The organism is Micromonospora humida, from assembly GCF_016901255.1.
Lineage (GTDB): Bacteria > Actinomycetota > Actinomycetes > Mycobacteriales > Micromonosporaceae > Micromonospora > Micromonospora wenchangensis.
This window is the reverse complement of record NZ_JAFEUC010000011.1, coordinates 237612-256233: the sequence shown is the minus strand read 5'-3', so window position 1 is coordinate 256233 and position 18622 is coordinate 237612. Positions and strand designations below refer to the sequence as shown.

Sequence of the window (18622 nt, the reverse complement as noted above, 5' to 3'; positions counted from 1 at the left end):
GGGGTCGGTGATCTGCTCCACCGTGCCCCAGCCGGACGACGGGCGCTGCTGGAACAGGCCCTGCGAGTCGTGGTCGTTACGGTCGCCGAGGTGGCCGAGGTTCTCCAGCTTCGACTCCTGCAGACTGGTCGCGATCGACACCACCGCGGCGCGTTCGTCCATGCCGGCCTTCTTCGTCGCCGCGATGATCGCCTTGGCGTTGCCGGTCTGCTCGTCGTTCAGGTCGATGCGGGACTGCTCGCCCTGCACGCCGTGCGGGATCAGCTTGGCCTTGTCCACGGCCGGCTTGTCGGCCTGCACCACGGCCACGGTGTGGTCGGTGGCGGTCGACTCGGCGGTGCCGTGGTTCAGCGGGCCGGCGGCCAGACCACCGGCGACGGCCAGACCGGCGATGCCGAGGACGCTCTTACGCAGAATGGTGGTCTTCATGGGGGATGCTCCTTCGAGGGGGTCGACGCCACCCGACCGGTCGGGGGACCGGGCCACCGGTGCGAGCCGGCGGTGGGGGCGTAAGCACCACGACGAGGCGCTCATGAGGGGGAGTTCTCAGGTCTCCGGCGGGCCCTGCCGCTCGCGCCGGAACCAGATGTAACGACCGGGGGCCCCGCGTCATTCCGGGGCGCTGCCCGCCGCCGGGCTGGCCGGGCGGGGTGCTGCTGCGGTCGTACAGAGGGTGTAACGACTGCGGGCCGGCCGGGATTCCGCCGTCGGGGTGCCGCCGGTCACGGGACGCCCCGCCGGGTCGACCCCGTACCGGACACCGGCGACGGGTCCGACCGCACGGAATCGACCATATCGGGCACAAGTGACGCCGTTGACCGTCGGACGAGGCGCCTCACCGACAGCCGGAGCCGAACCGGCCACCCGCTCGGCCCGGATCTCGCCCACCGGCCGGTTGAGGTCGACGCACACGGGCCCGCACCCCACCGGCCAACCGACCCGCCCACCCCCGCCCACCCCGGCCGCCTCCGCCAGGCCCACCTGGCCCGCGCCGGTGATCAAGAGGTTTGCGTCAGCGAGAGCGCTCTCCCGGCCCGCAATTCTCTTGATCACCGATGCGGGTCGAGGGGTGGGGTGGAAGTGGGGGTGGGAGGGGCGGAAACGGGGTCGTTCGGGCTCGGTCGCCGTGGTGGCGGGCTTCCTACGGGGTGATCGGCGCTGGAACGGCCCGCGCCCACCCAGCCGGCACCTACCATTTGTGGCATATCTACCGAAAGTGAGGTTGTCATGACCGCAGCGATGGAAATGCCCCGGGTTCAGGAGTGCGCGGCCTCGTCCTGCGCCTACAACCACACCAACGACTGCCACGCGTTCGCCATCACCATCGGCAGCACCGACCACGCGCACTGCCACACCTTCGTGGAGCTGCCGGTACGCGGTGGCCTCGACCGGCTCATCGCCCAGGTCGGCGCATGCAGCCGGGCCGACTGCCGGCACAACGCCGAACTGGAGTGTCGTGCCCCGGCGATCACCGTCGGCCCCGACAACGACCTGGCCGACTGCATGACCTACCAGAGCCGCTGACCGACCAGAGCGCTGAACGACCAGAGCGCTGAACGACCGGCCAGCACGGGGCCGGGGCCGCAGAAGGCCCCGGCCCCGCCGGCCTTCCCCGACCCCGCCCCCGGTCCCCGCCCCGAACCCGAACCCGACGACCATGCCCGACCCCGACGACCATGCCCGGAACCGCCGGACGTCCCCGGCCCCGTCGGCCGCCCCGGGTGTGCAGCACCTCACAGGCCCCCGGCGGGGACGAGCGGGCCGCCTCGACGCGACCCGGCCGACACCGGCACACCCCGGACCGCCGCGCCGGACGGCCTGGTCGCACACTGGACGGCATGGATGACGAGCTCGCGATCTCCGTACGGGGACTGCGTAAGGCGTACGGCGACAACGTCGCGGTGGCGGGGGTGGACCTCGACGTCCGCCGGGGCGAGGTGTTCGCCCTGCTCGGACCGAACGGCGCGGGCAAGACGACCACGGTGGAGATCCTGGAGGGCTACCGGCAGCGCGACGCCGGCCAGGTCAGCGTGCTCGGCACCGACCCCGGTCTCGTCCTCGGCTCCCGCCCGCGCGGCCAACGGGCGGGCGCACCACGTACCTCCCGGGGGCAGGCGGCCGACTGGCGGTCCCGGGTCGGCATCGTGCTCCAGGGCACCGGCGAGTTCGACGAGCTGACCGTCGCCGAGGTGGTCCGGCACTTCTCCGGGTTCTATCCCGAGGCGGACGACCCGGACAAGGTCGTCGAGCGGGTCGGGCTGGGTGCCAAGGCCAACGCCCGTACGCACACCCTCTCCGGTGGGCAGAAGCGCCGGCTCGACGTGGCGCTGGGCATCATCGGCCGTCCCGAGCTGCTCTTCCTCGACGAGCCCACCACCGGGTTCGACCCGGAGGCGCGGCGCGAGTTCTGGGAGCTGATCCGGGACCTCGCCGCCGCCGGCACCACCATCGTGCTCACCACCCACTACCTGGACGAGGCCGAGTCGCTCGCCGACCGGGTCGGGGTGATCGCCGCCGGCCGGGTGATCGAGGTGGCCCCGCCCAACCTGCTCGGCAACCGCCAGGACGCCCTGGTAACGGTGTCCTGGCGTACCCCCGAGGGGACGCCGGAGACGGCGCAGAGCGCGACGCCGACGGCGCTGGTGGCGGAGCTGGCCGCGCGTTTCGGCGGCGAGGTGCCCGGTCTCACGGTGACCCGGCCGACCCTGGAAGACGTCTACCTGAGCATGATCGGACACTGATGACCACCACCACGAGGCCGGCGACCCCGCCCGCCACCACCGGCCGCCGGCGGGTCGGGCCGGGCACGCTCGCCCTGCGCCAGGGCCGGCTGGAGATCACCCAGTTCCTGCGCAGCCGGGAGTCCGTCGTGTTCACGATGGGCTTCCCGATCATCATGATCCTGATCTTCGCGTCGATCTTCGACGGGACGATCGGCGGCGGGGTGAAGTTCACCCAGTACTTCATCACCGGCATGATCGCGACCGGGCTGATGACGGTGAGCTTCCAGAACCTCGGCATCTGGATCCCGATCGAGCGGGACCGGGGCGTGCTCAAGCGCTACCGGGGCACCCCGATGCCGAAGTGGGTCTGGTTCGCCGGCAAAGTGATCATGGTGGTGGCGATCGGCATCGCCGAGACCGCACTGCTGCTGGCGGTCGCCGTGGCGCTGTTCGACCTCGACCTGCCGGCCACCGCCGCCAAGTGGATCACCTTCGGCTGGGTCGCCGTGCTCGGGGTGACCGCCTGCACCCTGTGCGGGATCGCCATCTCGTCGCTGGCCCGCACCGCACGCAGCGGCTCCGCTGTGGTCACCCCGGTCTCCCTGGTGCTCCAGTTCATCTCCGGGGTGTTCTTCGTCTTCACCGACCTGCCCACCTGGATGCAGCAGGTGGCGGCGTTCTTCCCGCTCAAGTGGATGTGCCAGGGCCTGCGCGCGGTCTTCCTGCCGGAGAGTTTCGGCGCGCAGGAGCCCGGCGGCTCCTTCGAGCTGGGCCGGGTCGCCCTGGTCCTCGCCCTGTGGTGCCTGATTGGTCTGGCCCTCTGCCTGACCACCTTCCGCTGGACCACCAAGCGCGACGGCTGACCGCCGGGCGCGGTCGACGCGGTTGTGCCGATACTGCGGTGTCCGCTGACGGGGATACCGCAGTATCGGCGACGTCGCTGGCCGGGGCCGGGGCCGGGGCCGAGACCGGGGCCGGCGCTCAGTACGAGTAGAAGCCCTGGCCGGTCTTGCGGCCCAGGTCTCCGGCGGTGGCCATCCGCTGGAGCAGCTCCGGCGGGAAGAACTTCTCGTCGGCCGTGTCGGTGTAGATGTTCCTCGTGGCGTTCAGCAGGACGTCCACGCCGGTCAGGTCGACCGTGGCCAGCGGACCCATCGCGTGACCGAAGCCCAGCTTGCAGGCGGTGTCCAGGTCCTCGGCCGACATCACCCCGGACTCGACCAGCTTGACCGCCTCCATGGCCAGCGCGCAGATCAGCCGGGTGGTGACGAAACCGGCGATGTCCCGGTTGACCACCACCACGGTCTTGCCGATCTCCTCGGCGAACGCCCTGGCGGTGGTCAGGGTCGCGTCGCTGGTCTTGTAACCGCGCACCAGCTCGCACAGCTTCATCATCGGTACCGGGGAGAAGAAGTGGGTGCCGACGACCGACTCCGGGCGCTCGGTAGCGGTGGCGATCTGGGTCACCGGGATGGCCGACGTGTTGGTCGCCAGCACCGCGTCCGCCTTGCAGATCTTGTCCAGCGCGCGGAACACCTCGTGCTTGATCTCGATCTTCTCGAAGACCGCCTCGACCACGATGTCCGCGTCGGCCGCCGCCTCCAGCTCGGTGGTCGGGGTGATCCGGCCCAGCGTGGCCTCGACGTCGGACGCCTCGATCCTGCCCTTCTCGGCGAACTTCGTCAGCGACTTGCGGATGCCGTCCACACCGCGCGTCGTGGCCGCGTCATCGATGTCGCGCAGCGTCACCTGCCAGCCCGCCTGCGCCGCCACCTGGGCGATGCCGGAACCCATCAGACCGGCCCCGACGACCGCGAGTCGACCCGCCATCTGCTTCTCCCTCGCCTAGAGATTGAGTGTCTGCCAGCACCCTAGTCGGCGAGCCTGAACGACCGCTAAGCCCCGGACCGGCGGCGGGCGGCCGGGGGCGGCGGCGGGCGGGTCAGATGGTCAGCTCGGGGGTCTCCGGGGCGGTGCCCCGTTCCACCTCCACGCCGAGCGCCCGCAGGTCGGCCACGAAGTCCGGGTAGCCCCGGTCCACGTGGTGCACGTGGGATACCTCGGTGACGCCGTCCGCGCAGAGCCCCGCGATGATCAGCCCGGCACCGGCCCGGATGTCGGTGGCCCGGACCGGGGCGCCGGAGAGCCGGTCCCGGCCCCGGACCACGGCGTGGTGCCCGTCGGTCTTGATGTCGGCGCCGAGCCGCACCATCTCGTTGGCGAACATGAACCGGCCGTCGAAGATGTTCTCGGTGATCAGTGACGCCCCCTCGCTGACCGCCGCCAGGCCGATCGCCATCGGCAGCAGGTCGGTGGCGAACCCCGGGTACGGCAGCGTCACCACGTCCACGGCGGCGGGGCGGTCGTCGGCGCGGACCCGGAAGGCGTCGCCCCGGGTCTCCACCAGCGCGCCGGCCGACACCAACTTGTCCAGCGCGACCTCCAGGTAGGCCGGGTCGATCCCGGTGACCGTCACGTCCCCCCGGGTCATCGCCGCGCCGAACGCCCACGTCCCGGCGACGATCCGGTCCCCCACCGTGGCGTGCCGCACCGGGCGCAGCGCGGGCACCCCGGCGATACGCAGGGTGGAGCTGCCGCAGCCGGAGATCCGGGCGCCCATCCGGTTGAGCATCGTGCAGAGGTCGACGATCTCCGGTTCCCGGGCCGCGTTGTCGATCGTCGTCACGCCCCGGGCCAGCACCGCCGCCATCACCAGGTTCTCGGTGGCGCCCACGCTGGGGAAGTCCAGCACGATCTCGGCGCCCCGCAGCCCGTCCGGGGCGGCGGCGATGACGAAGCCGTGCTCGCCGGAGACCTCCGCGCCCATCCGGGCCAGCCCGGCGATGTGCATGTCCAGGCCCCGGGAGCCGATCGCGTCCCCGCCCGGGTGGGCCACCCGCACGTACCCCCGGCGGGCAAGCAGCGGACCCAACACGCAGATCGACGCCCGCAGCCGACGCACCAGGTCGTAGTCGGCGTCCGCGCCGGGCTGCTCGGGCACGTCGATGACGACCGACCGGGAGCGGGTCTGCCCGTCGTAGGCGACCATCGGGTCCACCGGGTCGTCCGCCGCGAAGTGCACCGCGCAGCCGAGCCGGCGCAGCACCTCGCCCATGATGGCGATGTCGGTGATCCGGGGCACGTTCGTGATCACCGTACGCCCCGGGGCCAGCAGCGCCGCCGCCATCAGCTTCAACGCCGAGTTCTTCGCCCCGACGACGTGTACCGTGCCGGCCAGCCGGGCGTCGCCGCCGACCCGGATGACGTCGACCGCGTCGACGGCCGGATCACCCGGCCCCGCCTCCACCTGCCAACCGGCCGCGGTGGGCCGTGCCGGGATCGTCAGGTCCGGTATCCGTAGGCTGTGCGTCATGGCCGTCCACCTCACGCGCATCTACACCAAGGCCGGCGACGCCGGCATGACCAGGCTGAGCAACAACGAGCAGGTGCCGAAGACCGATCCCCGGATCGCCGCGTACGCGGATGTCGACGAGTGCAACGCCGCGCTCGGCGTGGCGCTCGCCCTGGGGCAGCTCGACGACGAGCTGCGGGCCGTGCTGGAGTCGATCCAGAACGACATGTTCGACGTCGGCGCCGACCTGGCCACCCCCGTCGAGCCGGACCCGGCGTACCCGCCGCTGCGGGTCACCGAGGAGTACGTCGAACGCCTCGAAGGCTGGTGCGACGAGTACAACGGGCGACTGGGCAAGCTCGACTCCTTCATCCTCCCCGGCGGCACCGCTGGCGCGGCGCTGCTGCACGTGGCACGGACGATCGCCCGGCGCGCCGAACGGGCGGCCTGGGCCCTGGTCGCCCACGATCCGGATCGCACCAGCTCCCTTCCGGCAAAGTATCTCAACCGCCTCTCCGACCTGCTGTTCATCCTGTCAAGAACGGCCAATCCGGGCGGCGATGTGCTATGGGTGCCGGGCGGCAAGCGCTGAGCACGGGCGGACTGCACCACGTCGAGGTCTGGGTGCCCGACCTGGCCGCCGCGAAGCGGAGCTGGGGCTGGCTGCTCGGTGAACTGGGTTGGACGCCGTACCAGGACTGGCCGGCCGGCTGCTCCTGGCGGCACGGCCCGACGTACCTGGTCGTCGAGGAGTCCCCGGCACTGACCGGGCGGACCCACGACCGGCTCGCCCCGGGCCTCAACCATCTGGCCTTCCACGCCGGTCCGCCGCACGCGGTGGACCGGCTGGTGGCCGACGCCGGGGCCCACGGCTGGGCGCTGCTGTTCGCCGACCGCCACCCGCACGCCGGGGGCCCGGACAGCTACGCCGCCTACCTCACCGACCGGCAGGGCTACGAGGTCGAGCTGGTGGCCGCCGTCGCGGCACCGTGACCGTCGGCGGCCGGGCGACCGGGGGCGGTGCCAGGCCGACGGTCGGGTCAGGCGGCGGGCCAGTCCTGGGAGGCCATACGCGGCGAGGCCGCCCCGGGCGGGGCGGCCTCGAGCCAGGAGGAGAAACCGGTCACCGTGGAGCGGGCCATGGCGATCTCGACCGGCGCGTGTTGACTGGTACAGCGGAGGATCACCCAGTCGGACGGCATGGAGAGCCGTTCCTGACCCTCGGGCAGCCGCCGCCGCTCCACCACCAGCTCCTTGCGGGAGAGCACCCGCTTGGGCCGCAGGGCGAAGCTGAACATCCGGTACCAGCGGAGCTGGTCGCCGACGAACCGCGCGAAGCCCGGTGACCAGCCCCGGCCGTCCAGGACGGTGGTGACCCGGACGCTCAGCCGGATGATGCCGCCGCTACGGGTGACCAGGGCCCGCCGGACGAAGAGGATCAGGAGCGCGGCGAGGATCACCGCGATGCCGATTCCGATCCCTTCGACGATCTCCATCGGCGGGTGGACTCAGCGGGCCGGAGTGGCCGGGGTGGCGCTCTCGGCGAGCACCGTGACGCTCTCGGCACCGACCGACAGGAACCCGCCGGTGACGTCGTAGGCGACCTGTTGGCCGCCGGCCTGCTTGATCCGGACCTGGCTGGGCTCGGCGAGCTGGCCGAGCAGCGGCGCGTGCCCCGGCAGCACACCCAGCTCGCCTTCGGTCGTGCGGGCGACGACCATTTCGGCCTCGCCGGACCAGACCTTCTCCTCGACGGCTACGAGGTCGACGTGAAGCTGCTGTGCCACGCTGTCTCCTTGCTGCGGCGACGGATTGTCGAAAGTCTAGTCGGACCGTCGTCGCCGACCCAACGCGGGTGCCGAGACCTGCGCCACCGTCCGGCGTGTCGGCTGGCCGGACGGTGGTTGTCGGCACCTCGCAGGGGTCACTTGACCTTGTTACGGAACTCCGGGTGCTCCAGCATGAAGGCGTCCAGCTGCTCGTTCTTGAGGGCGGCGAAGAAGTCGTCGGCTGCGGGCAGCAACCGCTCCCCGCGGTAGCCGTTGCCGGTGCCGATCCCCTCCCCGGGCAGCTTGATCAGCTCGACGTTCTCCGAGCGGATGCCCTTGAGCGCGATGGCGAAGTCGACCACGCTGTTGCCCCGGCCGTTGAAGGTCAGCGACTGGCCGGCGGCCCGGATCACCCGGTCCAGCTTGATCGGGTTGGTCACCACGTCGGCGCTGAACGCCTGGCTGATCATCGCCTTGATGAACTGCTGCTGGTGCCGCTGCCGGCCGTAGTCGGCGTCCGGGACGCCGTTCTTCGGATAGCGCTGCCGGACGTAGTCCAGCGCCTGCCAGCCGCTGAGGTGCTGGTTGCCCTTCTTGTAGACCGCCTGCGGCCCGATGTACCCCTCGCCGTACGGGTTGCCCTTGCGGTGCTTGCCGTTCGGCTCGCGGTGCTCGGAGCGGACCTCGCGCTCGATGTACATGTCGACGCCGCCCATCGCGTCGACGATCTTCTGGAAACCGCTGAAGTTGATGATCGCCCCGGCGTCGAACCGGCTGATCCCGGTCGCCTTCTGCACGGTCTTGGCGAGCAGTTCGAAGCCCTGCGCCGCACTGGGGTTCTTACCCTCGACGATGCTGCCGTGCGACATCGCACCGTTGATCTTGCCGGAGCCGCCCCGGTAGCCGGCCTTGTCGAACTTGGGGATGTCGACGTAGAGGTCACGCGGCACCGAGAAGATGTACGCCCGGTCCAGCGACTCGGGCACGTGCAGCACCATGATCGAGTCGGCCAGCGGTGGGGTCTTGGCGTCCCGCGGGTCGATGCCCACCAGCAGGATGTTCAGCGGGCCCTTGACGTTGCTCTTGCGCTCCTGCGCCCCGGCCGCCTTGTCGCCGAACAGGTCGGCCTTGCCCACCGAACCCTCGTAGCGCGACAGCAGCGTCTCGTAGCCCACCAGGACCGCGCCGCTGAGCATCAGCAGCACGACCCCGAAGATGGTGCACGCGCGCGCCCAGCGGGGCACCCCGGACCAGATCGACCGCTTGCCACCCTTACCGGCTCTGCCGGCCTTGTCGACCGTGCCGGTCTTACCCGCCGTGCCGCCCTTGCCGTCCCTGCCGCCCTTGCCGGCCTTGCCCACCAGCAGCTCCATTCGTCGCGCACGGGGACTCGTCACGAGGATTCGTCACGCCCACGAAGAGGAGACGGGCGTACCCGGTCGAAAAGTTGCACCACATCGACGCCCGGATCCGAGAGTCGTTCTCGAAACGGTACCCCGCCCCTGTGGCGACCGCTCGCCCGGTAACCGGACACCGGCCCCCACCAGGCAGTAACGGCCGAAGGCCACCCCGGGCGACCGGGGTGGCCTTCGCAGAACCGCTGTCCGAGGGCTCAGCTGTCGGAGGCTCGGCTGTCGGGAGGCTCAGCCCTCCGACATCAGCTCCTTCGCCTTGCGCTCCAGGTCCTCCAGACCGCCGCACATGAAGAAGGCCTGCTCGGGGAAGTGGTCGTACTCGCCCTCGCTGATCTTCCGGAACGCGTCGATGGTCTCCTCGATCGGGACCGTCGAGCCCGGCACGCCGGTGAACTGCTCGGCGGCGTAGGTGTTCTGGGAGAGGAAACGCTCGATCCGGCGGGCCCGGCCGACGGTGAGCTTGTCCTCTTCCGAGAGCTCCTCGATACCGAGGATGGCGATGATGTCCTGCAGGTCCTTGTAGCGCTGGAGGATGCGCTTGACCTCGGTGGCCACCGCGAAGTGCGCCTCGCCGACGAACTCCGGGGCGAGGATCCGGGACGAGGACGCCAGCGGGTCCACGGCCGGGTAGATGCCCTTGTCGGAGATCGACCGCTCCAGGTTGGTGGTCGCGTCCAGGTGGGCGAAGGTGGTCGCCGGCGCCGGGTCGGTGTAGTCGTCGGCGGGCACGTAGATCGCCTGGAGCGAGGTGATGGCCTGGCCCCGGACGGAGGTGATCCGCTCCTGGAGCTCGCCCATCTCGTCGGCCAGGGTCGGCTGGTAACCCACCGCGCTCGGCATCCGGCCGAGCAGGGTGGAGACCTCGGAACCGGCCTGGGTGAAGCGGAAGATGTTGTCGATGAAGAGCAGCACCTCCTGCTTCTTGACGTCCCGGAAGTACTCGGCCATGGTCAGCGCCGACAGCGCCACCCGCAGCCGGGTGCCCGGCGGCTCGTCCATCTGGCCGTAGACCAGCGCGGTCTTGTCGATGACGCCGGACTCGGTCATCTCGGCGATGAGGTCGTTGCCCTCACGGGTGCGCTCACCCACCCCGGCGAAGACCGACGTACCACCGAAGTTCCGGGCCACACGGGTGATCATCTCCTGGATGAGCACCGTCTTGCCCACGCCCGCGCCGCCGAACAGGCCGATCTTGCCGCCCTTGACGTACGGGGCGAGCAGGTCGATGACCTTGATGCCGGTCTCCAGCATCTCGGTCTTCGGCTCCAGGTCCGCGAAGGCCGGGGCCTTGCGGTGGATGCCCCACCGGTCGTCCGCGTCGAGCGTCTCGCCCTCGGTGAGGTTGAGGCACTCGCCGATGGCGTTGAAGACGTGGCCCTTGACCGCGTCGCCCACCGGAACGGTGATCGGCGAGCCGGTGTCGACCACCTCGGCACCCCGGACCAGACCGTCGGTCGGCTGCATCGAGATGGCGCGGATCAGGTTGTCACCCAGGTGCTGGGCGACCTCCAGGGTGAGCGTCTTCGCGCCGCCGGAGAGGTTCACCTCCACGTGCAGGGCGTTGAACAGGGCCGGCATGGCGTCGCGCGGGAACTCGGCGTCGACGACCGGGCCGATGACCCGAACCACGCGACCGGTGGCCGTACTGGTCTCTGCCGGTCCCCCGGCAACTGCGGATACAGTCATCACACTTCACTTCCCGACGCGGCCAGCGCGTTCGCGCCGCCGACGATCTCACTGATCTCCTGGGTGATCCCGGCCTGGCGGGCCGAGTTCATCTCACGCGTGTACTTCTCGATCATCTCTTCGGCGTTGTCGGTGGCGCTCTTCATCGCCCGCCGCCGGGCCGCCGACTCGCTCGCCGCCGACTCCAGCAACGCCGCGTAGATCCGCGTGTTGATGTACCTCGGCAACAGCGCGTCGAGCAGCGACTCCGCCTCCGGCTCGAACTCGTACGCCGGCAGCAGCCCCTCGGAGCGCGGCCGGTCCTCGACCTGCATCGGACCGATGATCTTCGTGACCGGGTTCTGGGTCATCAGGCTGTGGAACTCGGTGTAGACGATGTGCAACTCGTCGATACCGAGCACGCCGTCCGGCCCGGCGTCGCCGTCGGTGTCGTCGGCACCGGCGGTGAACGCCGCGATCAGCGTCTCGCCGACCTCACGGGCGTCGGCGAAGGTGGGCTGCTCCGAGAAGCCGGTCCAGTTCGCCGCAATCTGCCGGTTGCGGAACCGGTAGAACGTCAGACCCTTGCGTCCGATGACGTAGAGCACCGGCTCCTTGCCTTCGGCGGTGAGCCGGGCGATCAGCGACTCGGCGGTCCTGATCGCGTTGGAGCTGTACCCGCCGGCCAGGCCCCGGTCGGAGGTGACCAGCAGGACGCCCGCCCGCCGCACCTGCTCGCGCGGGGTGAGTAGCGGGTGGTCGATCCGGGCGTTCGAGGCCAGCGCGGTGAGCACGCCGGTGATCGCCTGGGCGTACGGCAGGGACGCCGTGACCCGGGCCTGGGCCTTGGCGATGCGGCTCGTCGCCACGAGCTCCATCGCCTTGGTGATCTTCTTCATCCCCTTCGCCGAACGGATCCGCTGGCGAAGAACGCGTACCTGGGCCGCCATGAGTCAGCCCTACTGCTTCTCGGCGTCGCCGCCGGCGTAGCGGGTGACCGTCTCCCGGTCGGACTCGCCCTCCAGCGGCTTGGCCGGCGCGTCGTTGACCCGGCGCTCGTCGGCCTTGCCGAGGAAGACCTGCTTGAACTCGGTGACGGCCGAGTCGAGCGAGGCGGCGATGTCGTCGCCCCACTTGCCGTCCGCGATCGAGGCCAGCACACCCTCGTGCTTGTGCCGCAGGTACTGGAGGAACTCCGACTCGAAGCGACGGACCTCGCCGACCGGGACGTCGTCGAGCTTGCCCTCGACGCCGGCCCAGACCGAGACGACCTGCTCCTGCACCGGGTACGGCGAGTAGTTCGGCTGCTTGAGCAGCTCGACCAGGCGGGAACCCCGGTTCAGCTGGGCCTGCGAGGCCTTGTCCAGGTCGGAGGCGAAGGCGGCGAACGCCTCCAGCTCACGGAACTGGGCCAGGTTGAGCCGCAGCGAGCCGGAGACCTTCTTCATCGGCTTCATCTGCGCGGCGCCACCGACCCGGGAGACCGAGGTGCCGACGTTGATGGCCGGCCGGACGCCCTGGTTGAACAGGTCGGACTCCAGGAAGATCTGGCCGTCGGTGATGGAGATGACGTTGGTCGGGATGAAGGCCGAGATGTCGTTGGCCTTCGTCTCGATGATCGGCAGGCCGGTCATCGAGCCGCCACCCAGCTCGTCGGAGAGCTTCGCGCAGCGCTCCAGCAGGCGGGAGTGCAGGTAGAAGACGTCACCCGGGTACGCCTCACGGCCCGGCGGACGGCGCAGCAGCAGCGACACGGCCCGGTACGCCTCGGCCTGCTTGCTCAGGTCGTCGAAGACGATCAGGACGTGCTTGCCGCCGTACATCCAGTGCTGCCCGATGGACGAGCCGGTGTAGGGGGCGAGGTACTTGAAGCCGGCCGGGTCGGACGCCGGGGAGGCCACGATGGTGGTGTACTCCAGCGCGCCCGCGTCCTCCAGGATGCCCTTGATCGAGGCGATCGTGGAGGCCTTCTGGCCGATGGCGACGTAGATGCAGCGGACCTGCTTCTTCGGGTCGCCGGAGCGCCAGTTGTCCCGCTGGTTGAGGATGGTGTCCAGCGCGACGGTGGTCTTGCCGGTCTTCCGGTCGCCGATGATCAGCTGCCGCTGGCCCCGACCGATCGGGGTCATCGCGTCGATCGCCTTGATACCGGTCTGCAGCGGCTCGTCGACCGACTGCCGGGACATCACGTTGGGGGCCTGGAGCTCCAGCTCGCGGTAGCCCTCGTCGGCGATGTCGCCGAGGCCGTCGATCGGCTGGCCGAGCGCGTTGACCACGCGGCCGAGGAAGGCGTCGCCGACCGGTACGGAGAGCACCCGGCCGGTGCGCTTGACGCGCTGCCCCTCCTCCAGCTTGGCGGAGTCACCGAGAACGACGACACCGATCTCCCGCACGTCGAGGTTCAACGCCACGCCGAGCGTGCCGTCCTCGAACTCCAGGAGCTCGTTGGTCATGGTCGAGGGCAGGCCCTCGACGTGGGCGATGCCGTCACCGGTGTCGGCGACGGTGCCGACCTCCTCGCGGGAGACGTCGGTCGAGTAGGAGGAGACGTAGCGCTCCAGGGCGCCGCGGATCTCCTCCGTCGAGATGGTCAGCTCGGCCATCCTCTGCTTCCTTAAGTATCAGGGGCCCGGGATACCTAGTACCGACCGGTCCGAATGGCGTCGATCAAAGGGCGGCGAGGCCGCTGGTCAGCGCTGCACGAGCGCGTTGCGGGTCTCGTTGAGGCGGCGCAGGACGGTGCCGTCGTACAGGTCGGAACCGACCCGCACGCTCACCCCACCGAGCACCTCCGGGTCGACCGTCTGCTTGACGGAAACCTCTCGACCGTACATCGCGGAGAGGCGGGCACCGAGCCGTCGCTCGTCGGACTCACTCAACGGAGCCGCCACGGTCACGTACGCGACCTGACGGTCCCGCCGGTCGGCGGCCAGCTCGACCAGCCGGGTGAGCGCCCCGGTGAAGGAGCGTCCCCCGAACCCGCCGAGGGCCACCTCGACGAGGCGGACGGTGACCGGCCGGGCCTTGCCGGCGAGCAGCTCACGGGCCAGTCCGGCCCGCTGCCCGGCCGGGGCGATCGGGTCGGCCAGCGCCGCGGAGAGCGCGGACTGGCCGGCGACCACCTGACCGAAGCGGAACAGCTCGTCCTCGACCTCACCGAGGTCACCCGCGGCGTCGGCACTGGCCAGCAGCGCCTCCACCCCGAGCCGCTCGGTGCCGTCGAGCAGCTCCGACGGCGTCGACCAGCGCCCGGCGACCAGGCCGGACAGCAGGTCGAGCGCGCCCGCGCCGATCTTGCCGGTCAGGATGCCGGTGAGCAGCGCCGCACGGTCGTCACCGCTGCGGGCCGGGTCGGACAGCGCCCGGCGCAGCCGCGGCTCGCCCCGCAACAGGGCGGCGACGGAGAGGATGTCGTCGGCGGTGGTCGCCACCGCCGACGGCTCCGCCCCGCGGACGTACGCGTCGAGGCGCTCGGCCGCGACCGCGTACGACTCCCGGCTGGCGGCCTGCATCAGCGGGCCCCCGTGCTCTCGAGGTTGCTCAGGAACCGGTCGACGGTGCCCTTGCGGCGCGCCTCGTCGGCAAGCGACTCACCGACGATCTTGCTGGCCAGGTCCACCGCGATGGTGCCGACCTCGGCCCGCAGCTCACGCACGATGGTGGCCCGCTCGGCGGCGAGCTGCTCCTTGCCGGCCGCGATGATCCGGTCGGACTCCTCCCGCGCCTTGCCGAGGATGTCCTGCCGGATGCCCTCCGCGTCGGCCCGGGCGTCGTCCCGGATCTTGGCGGCGTCGGTACGCGCCTCGGCGAGCTGCGCGCGGTACTGCTCGAGGAGCTGGTTGGCCTCGGCCTGGGCGGCCTCGGCACGCTTGATGCCGCCCTCGATCGCGTCGACCCGGGCCTGGAACGTCTGTTCCATGCGGGGGAAGACGAACTTCATCAGCACGAAGCAGAGCACGGCGAAGGCGACGCTGCCAACCACGATCTCCTGCCAGATCGGGATGATCGGGTTGTGCGTCGACTCACCACCCTCAGCGGCGAGGAAGTACATGGATGACCTCCTGGTCTGCGGGACTGGGTCAGCCGGCCCAGATGAAGCCGAAGGCGATGCCCAGCAGCGCGAGCGCCTCGATGACGGCGAAGCCGATCCAGACGTACGGCAGGGTCATCCGGGACGACTCCGGCTGGCGGGCCGTCGACTGGATGTAGGCGGCGAAGACCAGGCCGACGCCGATGCCCGGGCCGATGGCGGCGAGGCCGTAGCCGATGGCGGCGGTGCTGCCGGTGACCTCGGCGAGAACGCTAGCGTCCATGGGTGTGGTTCCTCCTGGGTATCTCGCGTGACTCTCACGCGGGACGACAACGGGTTGATGCGGTGGACCAGTGCTCGCTGGCGAGCCCCCGCCCGGTGGACCAGTGCTCGCTGGCGAGCCCCCGCCCGGTGGATCAGTGCTCGTCGGCGAGCGCGCCCTGCACGTAGCTTGCGGTGAGGACGGTGAAGACGTAGGCCTGCAGGCAGATGACCAGGAATTCGAGGAAGGTGAGCGCGATGGTCATCACCCAGGACAGCACCGAGACCGGCGCCAGCCAGGCGTTGGCGCTGAGCATCGCGAAGCCGCCGAGGGTGAAGACCAGCAGCAGCATGTGCCCGGCGAACATGTTGGCGAACAGACGAACGGCCAGCGAGAACGGCCGGACGATGAAGGTCGAGAAGAGCTCGATCGGGATCAGCAGCGGCAGGATGAACCAGGGCGCCGGCGGAACCAGAGAGTTCTTGAAGTACTTCACGAAGCCGTGCTGCCGGATGCCGATGTAGTTGAACAGCACATAGCTGATCACCGCGAGGATCGCCGGGAAGGCGATGTGCGAGTTCGGCGAGATCTGGAACAGCGGCACGATCGCGAAGAAGTTGGTCAGCAGCACGAAGCAGAACAGCGTGGTGAAGTACGGCGCGAACCGCACCCCCCGGTGCCCGAGCATGTCGACCGCGATGTTGTTGCGCACGAAGCCGTAGATCGACTCGGCGAGCCACTGCTTCTTGGTCGGGACCAGCTGCGGCTTCCGGTAGGTCGCCAGGAAAAAGATGATCAGGATGCCGACGGCGACCCACACCATCGCCGTGATCTTGGTGAACCAGTACGAGTCGTGCGCACCCCAGGGCAGGATGCTGGGCAGGTAGAAGTCCTCCACGCTGGGTGGGAATGCCGCCTGGCCCGCTGCCAGGACGTTCGCCTGTCCGAACACCGCGTCCCTTCCTAAGTAGGCGTGCCGAGCCGGCGGACGACCAGGATGATTCCCCCGGCCATGCCGAGCACGACACCGATCCCGGTGGCGATGCCGCCGGAGTCGAGCCACTGGTCGACCAGCCAGCCGATGAAACCCCAGACGAGCATGCCCCCGATGAGGTACGAGAGCGCGGTCCAACCCTGACCGGCGCCGGTCGGAACGTCGCCCGGACCACCGGTGGGTTGGGGGGTTTGGTCATCAGCCATGACGGGGCGAACGATATCAGCCGGGGAGACGAGGCTGTGCCTCACCCCCCGCACAACCGTCGTTGTGTGGGCGTCTGGCGGGCTCCATCGTCTGGGGGCACGCTACTCCCCTTCGGCAAGGGAGAGAACGACCGCACGCGGACAGTCGCCCGCCTGCCCACCATGTGGGACAGTCAGGACACCTGTCGACGGGAATACACCCTGGTCAACCACCAGATGTGCACCCCGGTCCAGACCAACACGCCGGCGGCGATGCCGACACACAGTGGAACCAGCCCACCCCAGCCGGTCGATGCCACCGCCACCATGACCACCCCCAGCAGGGTGAACTTGGCGATGTAGAGGCCCAGCCCGACGGGCAGCACCAGTTGCGGGTTGACCGCGTCGGCCCTGGCCAGCACCACCGTGGTCAGGCTGTAGCTGACCACCGTCACCGCCACCCCGGCCGTCGCGCCGAGGGCCGCCACGCCGCCCCCGGTGACCGCACCGACCAGCGCGGCGACCACCCCCAGCACCGCCGAGGCGGCCAGCAGCACCGGCAGGTGGCGCAGCCGCCACCCCTGGTCGTCGGCCACCGCCGGGCCACGTGCCCCGGGCTCAGCCACGCGGGTCTTCCGGGCCGTCGCCGTGCGGCGCGGCCACGACGGGCCGCCCCCGGTCCGGCCCCCACCAGGTGCGCTTCACGTTCTCCACAGCGAAAGAGTGTACGGAGCCGCACACTGGTGTCCGTGAGATGCCTCGTCACCGGCGCGACCGGGTACATCGGCGGCCGGCTCGCGCCCCGCCTGCTGGCCGAGGGGCACCAGGTGCGCTGCCTGGCCCGCAAGGCCGGCCGGCTGCGCGACGTGCCCTGGGCGGCGCAGGCCGAGATCGCCGAGGGGGACCTGCGCCGGCCGGAGACGCTTCCGGCCGCCTTCGCCGACGTCGACGTCGCGTACTACCTGGTGCACTCGCTCGGGCGGGCCGACTTCGAGGCGGCCGACCGGGAGGCCGCCACCAACTTCGCCGAGGCCGCCGCCGCGGCCGGCGTACGCCGGATCGTCTACCTGGGCGGGCCGGAGCCGGCCGCCGGCGGCTCGACCTCGCCGCACCTGCGGTCCCGGGCCGAGGTGGCCCGGATCCTGCTGGCCGGCGAGGTGCCCACGGTGGTGCTGCGGGCCGCCGTGATCATCGGTTCCGGGTCGGCCTCGTTCGAGATGCTGCGCTACCTCACCGAGCGGCTGCCGGCCATGGTCACCCCCCGCTGGGTCCGCAACCGGATCCAGCCGATCGCCGTCCGGGACGTGCTGCGCTACCTGGTCGGCTGCGCCGGCCTGCCGCCGGAGGTGGACCGGGCCTTCGACATCGGCGGACCGGACGTGCTCACCTTCCGGGAGATGATGCAGCGCTACGCGCGGGTAGCCGGGCTGCGCCGCCGGATCATCGTGCCGGTCCGCCCGCTGACCCCGGCGCTGTCCTCGCACTGGGTGGGGCTGATCACCCCGGTGCCGAACGCCATCGCCCGCCCGCTGGTGGAGAGCCTGATCCACGAGGCGGTCGCGCACGAGCACGACATCGCCAGGTGGCTGCCCGACCCGCCGGGCGGGCTGACCGGCTTCGACGACGCCGTGGCGCTGGCCCTGACCAAGGTGCGCGACGCCCAGGTGGAGACCCGCTGGTCGAACGCGAGCGGCCCGGACGCCCCCGCCGAACCCCTGCCGTCGGACCCGGACTGGTCCGGCGGGACCGCCTACACCGACGTCCGGGAGCAGGAGGTGGCCGCCCCGCCGGCCGCGCTCTGGCAGGTCATCGAGGGCGTCGGCGGCGAGCACGGCTGGTACTCGTTCCCGCTCGCCTGGTCCGTGCGCGGCTGGCTGGACCGGCTGGTCGGCGGGGTGGGGCTGCGCCGGGGCCGGCGCGATCCGCACCGCCTCCAGGTCGGCGAGGCGCTGGACTTCTGGCGGGTGGAGGAGATCGTCCCCGGGGAGCTGCTGCGGCTGCGCGCCGAGATGCGGCTGCCCGGCCGGGCCTGGCTGGAGCTGCGCGCCGAGCCGGCCGGCGAGGGCCGCAGCCGGTACGTGCAACGCGCCGTCTTCCTCCCCCGGGGCCTGCCCGGCCACCTCTACTGGCTCTCGGTGGCGCCGTTCCACACCATCATCTTCGGCGGGATGGCCCGCAACATCGCCCGGCACACCCCGACCCGCTGAGCCCGGCTCCTGGGTCCCCG

At 70.9% G+C, this 18622-nt stretch carries 21 protein-coding genes; 6 read left to right on the top strand and 15 right to left on the bottom strand.

Annotation, left to right across the window (positions count from 1 at the left end):
* Window positions 1–429 (bottom strand): hypothetical protein (locus JQX11_RS22460; protein WP_204926941.1); only part of this gene is annotated, 429 nt, incomplete at its 3' end.
* A gap of 798 nt (window positions 430–1227) precedes the next feature.
* Between JQX11_RS22460 and JQX11_RS22455 the strand changes: the two genes are divergently transcribed.
* From JQX11_RS22455 to JQX11_RS22445, 3 genes are all read left to right on the top strand, one after another.
* Entirely contained in the window at window positions 1228–1524 is a 297-nt protein-coding gene (locus JQX11_RS22455) for a DUF1540 domain-containing protein (RefSeq protein ID WP_067312880.1), read from the top strand.
* A 314-nt stretch (window positions 1525–1838) separates the two neighbouring features.
* Window positions 1839–2741, top strand: coding sequence for an ABC transporter ATP-binding protein (locus JQX11_RS22450; RefSeq protein WP_204926940.1), 903 nt, complete (start codon window positions 1839–1841; stop codon window positions 2739–2741).
* The gene (locus JQX11_RS22445) at window positions 2741–3586 is read left to right on the top strand and encodes an ABC transporter permease (protein ID WP_204926939.1); all 846 of its coding nucleotides are present in this window, start codon (window positions 2741–2743) and stop codon (window positions 3584–3586) included. The genes JQX11_RS22450 and JQX11_RS22445 overlap by 1 nt, the downstream gene beginning before the upstream one ends.
* 118 nt (window positions 3587–3704) lie before the next feature.
* Here JQX11_RS22445 and JQX11_RS22440 read toward each other — a convergent pair whose 3' ends face one another.
* On the bottom strand, window positions 3705–4553 hold the full coding sequence (locus JQX11_RS22440; RefSeq protein WP_204926938.1) for a 3-hydroxyacyl-CoA dehydrogenase family protein: 849 nt from the start codon (window positions 4551–4553) through the stop codon (window positions 3705–3707).
* A gap of 112 nt (window positions 4554–4665) precedes the next feature.
* Window positions 4666–6096, bottom strand: coding sequence for a UDP-N-acetylglucosamine 1-carboxyvinyltransferase (gene murA, locus JQX11_RS22435; RefSeq protein ID WP_204926937.1), 1431 nt, complete (start codon window positions 6094–6096; stop codon window positions 4666–4668).
* Here murA and JQX11_RS22430 point away from each other — a divergent pair.
* Window positions 6095–6667, top strand: a complete 573-nt coding sequence (locus JQX11_RS22430) for a cob(I)yrinic acid a,c-diamide adenosyltransferase (RefSeq protein ID WP_145921453.1) — start codon at window positions 6095–6097, stop codon at window positions 6665–6667. The genes murA and JQX11_RS22430 overlap by 2 nt on opposite strands.
* Window positions 6643–7068, top strand: coding sequence for a VOC family protein (locus JQX11_RS22425; RefSeq protein WP_204926936.1), 426 nt, complete (start codon window positions 6643–6645; stop codon window positions 7066–7068). The genes JQX11_RS22430 and JQX11_RS22425 overlap by 25 nt, the downstream gene beginning before the upstream one ends.
* A 47-nt stretch (window positions 7069–7115) precedes the next feature.
* On the opposite strand, the gene JQX11_RS22420 is transcribed toward JQX11_RS22425, so the two are convergent.
* From JQX11_RS22420 to JQX11_RS22365, 12 genes are all read right to left on the bottom strand, one after another.
* Window positions 7116–7571, bottom strand: coding sequence for a DUF2550 domain-containing protein (locus JQX11_RS22420; RefSeq protein WP_088642779.1), 456 nt, complete (start codon window positions 7569–7571; stop codon window positions 7116–7118).
* A 12-nt stretch (window positions 7572–7583) separates the two neighbouring features.
* On the bottom strand, window positions 7584–7862 hold the full coding sequence (locus tag JQX11_RS22415) for a F0F1 ATP synthase subunit epsilon (protein ID WP_204926935.1): 279 nt from the start codon (window positions 7860–7862) through the stop codon (window positions 7584–7586).
* Window positions 7863–7999: 137 nt separating this feature from the next.
* Window positions 8000–9241, bottom strand: coding sequence for an LCP family protein (locus JQX11_RS22410; protein WP_307826305.1), 1242 nt, complete (start codon window positions 9239–9241; stop codon window positions 8000–8002).
* 246 nt (window positions 9242–9487) lie between these two features.
* Window positions 9488–10945 carry a F0F1 ATP synthase subunit beta gene (gene atpD, locus JQX11_RS22405; protein WP_204926934.1) on the bottom strand — a complete coding sequence of 486 codons (1458 nt, stop codon included), beginning with the start codon at window positions 10943–10945 and terminating at the stop codon, window positions 9488–9490.
* Window positions 10945–11874: a F0F1 ATP synthase subunit gamma gene (locus JQX11_RS22400; protein ID WP_204926933.1), complete on the bottom strand. Its 930-nt coding sequence runs from the start codon at window positions 11872–11874 to the stop codon at window positions 10945–10947. Before JQX11_RS22400 ends, atpD begins: the two co-directional genes overlap by 1 nt.
* A gap of 9 nt (window positions 11875–11883) precedes the next feature.
* The gene (gene atpA / locus JQX11_RS22395) at window positions 11884–13527 is read right to left on the bottom strand and encodes a F0F1 ATP synthase subunit alpha (protein ID WP_204926932.1); all 1644 of its coding nucleotides are present in this window, start codon (window positions 13525–13527) and stop codon (window positions 11884–11886) included.
* Window positions 13528–13614: 87 nt separating this feature from the next.
* Window positions 13615–14436, bottom strand: coding sequence for a F0F1 ATP synthase subunit delta (locus tag JQX11_RS22390; protein WP_204926931.1), 822 nt, complete (start codon window positions 14434–14436; stop codon window positions 13615–13617).
* Window positions 14436–14975 (bottom strand): F0F1 ATP synthase subunit B, encoded by a 540-nt coding sequence (locus tag JQX11_RS22385; RefSeq protein WP_204926930.1) that lies wholly within the window; start codon window positions 14973–14975, stop codon window positions 14436–14438. The genes JQX11_RS22390 and JQX11_RS22385 overlap by 1 nt, the downstream gene beginning before the upstream one ends.
* 28 nt (window positions 14976–15003) lie before the next feature.
* Window positions 15004–15237, bottom strand: coding sequence for an ATP synthase subunit C-like protein (locus JQX11_RS22380; RefSeq protein ID WP_067312849.1), 234 nt, complete (start codon window positions 15235–15237; stop codon window positions 15004–15006).
* 133 nt (window positions 15238–15370) lie between these two features.
* Entirely contained in the window at window positions 15371–16168 is a 798-nt protein-coding gene (atpB, locus tag JQX11_RS22375) for a F0F1 ATP synthase subunit A (RefSeq protein WP_204926929.1), read from the bottom strand.
* An 11-nt stretch (window positions 16169–16179) separates the two neighbouring features.
* Window positions 16180–16416, bottom strand: coding sequence for an AtpZ/AtpI family protein (locus JQX11_RS22370; RefSeq protein WP_204926928.1), 237 nt, complete (start codon window positions 16414–16416; stop codon window positions 16180–16182).
* Between the two features lie 173 nt (window positions 16417–16589).
* Window positions 16590–17021 (bottom strand): hypothetical protein, encoded by a 432-nt coding sequence (locus tag JQX11_RS22365; protein ID WP_204926927.1) that lies wholly within the window; start codon window positions 17019–17021, stop codon window positions 16590–16592.
* Between the two features lie 123 nt (window positions 17022–17144).
* On the opposite strand from JQX11_RS22365, the gene JQX11_RS22360 reads away from it, so the two are divergent.
* Window positions 17145–18602 carry an SDR family oxidoreductase gene (locus JQX11_RS22360; RefSeq protein ID WP_204926926.1) on the top strand — a complete coding sequence of 486 codons (1458 nt, stop codon included), beginning with the start codon at window positions 17145–17147 and terminating at the stop codon, window positions 18600–18602.
* The last annotated feature ends 20 nt before the right edge of the window (window positions 18603–18622 follow it).

Bases quoted from the DNA above. Each gene is read 5' to 3' on its own strand.
- JQX11_RS22455 (WP_067312880.1), top strand. From the start codon at position 1,228: ATGACCGCAGCGATGGAAATGCCCCGGGTTCAGGAGTGCGCGGCCTCG.
- JQX11_RS22450 (WP_204926940.1), top strand. From the start codon at position 1,839: ATGGATGACGAGCTCGCGATCTCCGTACGGGGACTGCGTAAGGCGTAC.
- JQX11_RS22445 (WP_204926939.1), top strand. From the start codon at position 2,741: ATGACCACCACCACGAGGCCGGCGACCCCGCCCGCCACCACCGGCCGC.
- JQX11_RS22440 (WP_204926938.1), bottom strand. From the start codon at position 4,553: ATGGCGGGTCGACTCGCGGTCGTCGGGGCCGGTCTGATGGGTTCCGGC.
- JQX11_RS22430 (WP_145921453.1), top strand. From the start codon at position 6,095: ATGGCCGTCCACCTCACGCGCATCTACACCAAGGCCGGCGACGCCGGC.
- murA (WP_204926937.1), bottom strand. From the start codon at position 6,096: ATGACGCACAGCCTACGGATACCGGACCTGACGATCCCGGCACGGCCC.
- JQX11_RS22425 (WP_204926936.1), top strand. From the start codon at position 6,643: ATGGGTGCCGGGCGGCAAGCGCTGAGCACGGGCGGACTGCACCACGTC.
- JQX11_RS22420 (WP_088642779.1), bottom strand. From the start codon at position 7,571: ATGGAGATCGTCGAAGGGATCGGAATCGGCATCGCGGTGATCCTCGCC.
- atpD (WP_204926934.1), bottom strand. From the start codon at position 10,945: ATGACTGTATCCGCAGTTGCCGGGGGACCGGCAGAGACCAGTACGGCC.
- JQX11_RS22400 (WP_204926933.1), bottom strand. From the start codon at position 11,874: ATGGCGGCCCAGGTACGCGTTCTTCGCCAGCGGATCCGTTCGGCGAAG.
- atpA (WP_204926932.1), bottom strand. From the start codon at position 13,527: ATGGCCGAGCTGACCATCTCGACGGAGGAGATCCGCGGCGCCCTGGAG.
- JQX11_RS22390 (WP_204926931.1), bottom strand. From the start codon at position 14,436: ATGCAGGCCGCCAGCCGGGAGTCGTACGCGGTCGCGGCCGAGCGCCTC.
- JQX11_RS22385 (WP_204926930.1), bottom strand. From the start codon at position 14,975: ATGTACTTCCTCGCCGCTGAGGGTGGTGAGTCGACGCACAACCCGATC.
- JQX11_RS22380 (WP_067312849.1), bottom strand. From the start codon at position 15,237: ATGGACGCTAGCGTTCTCGCCGAGGTCACCGGCAGCACCGCCGCCATC.
- JQX11_RS22370 (WP_204926928.1), bottom strand. From the start codon at position 16,416: ATGGCTGATGACCAAACCCCCCAACCCACCGGTGGTCCGGGCGACGTT.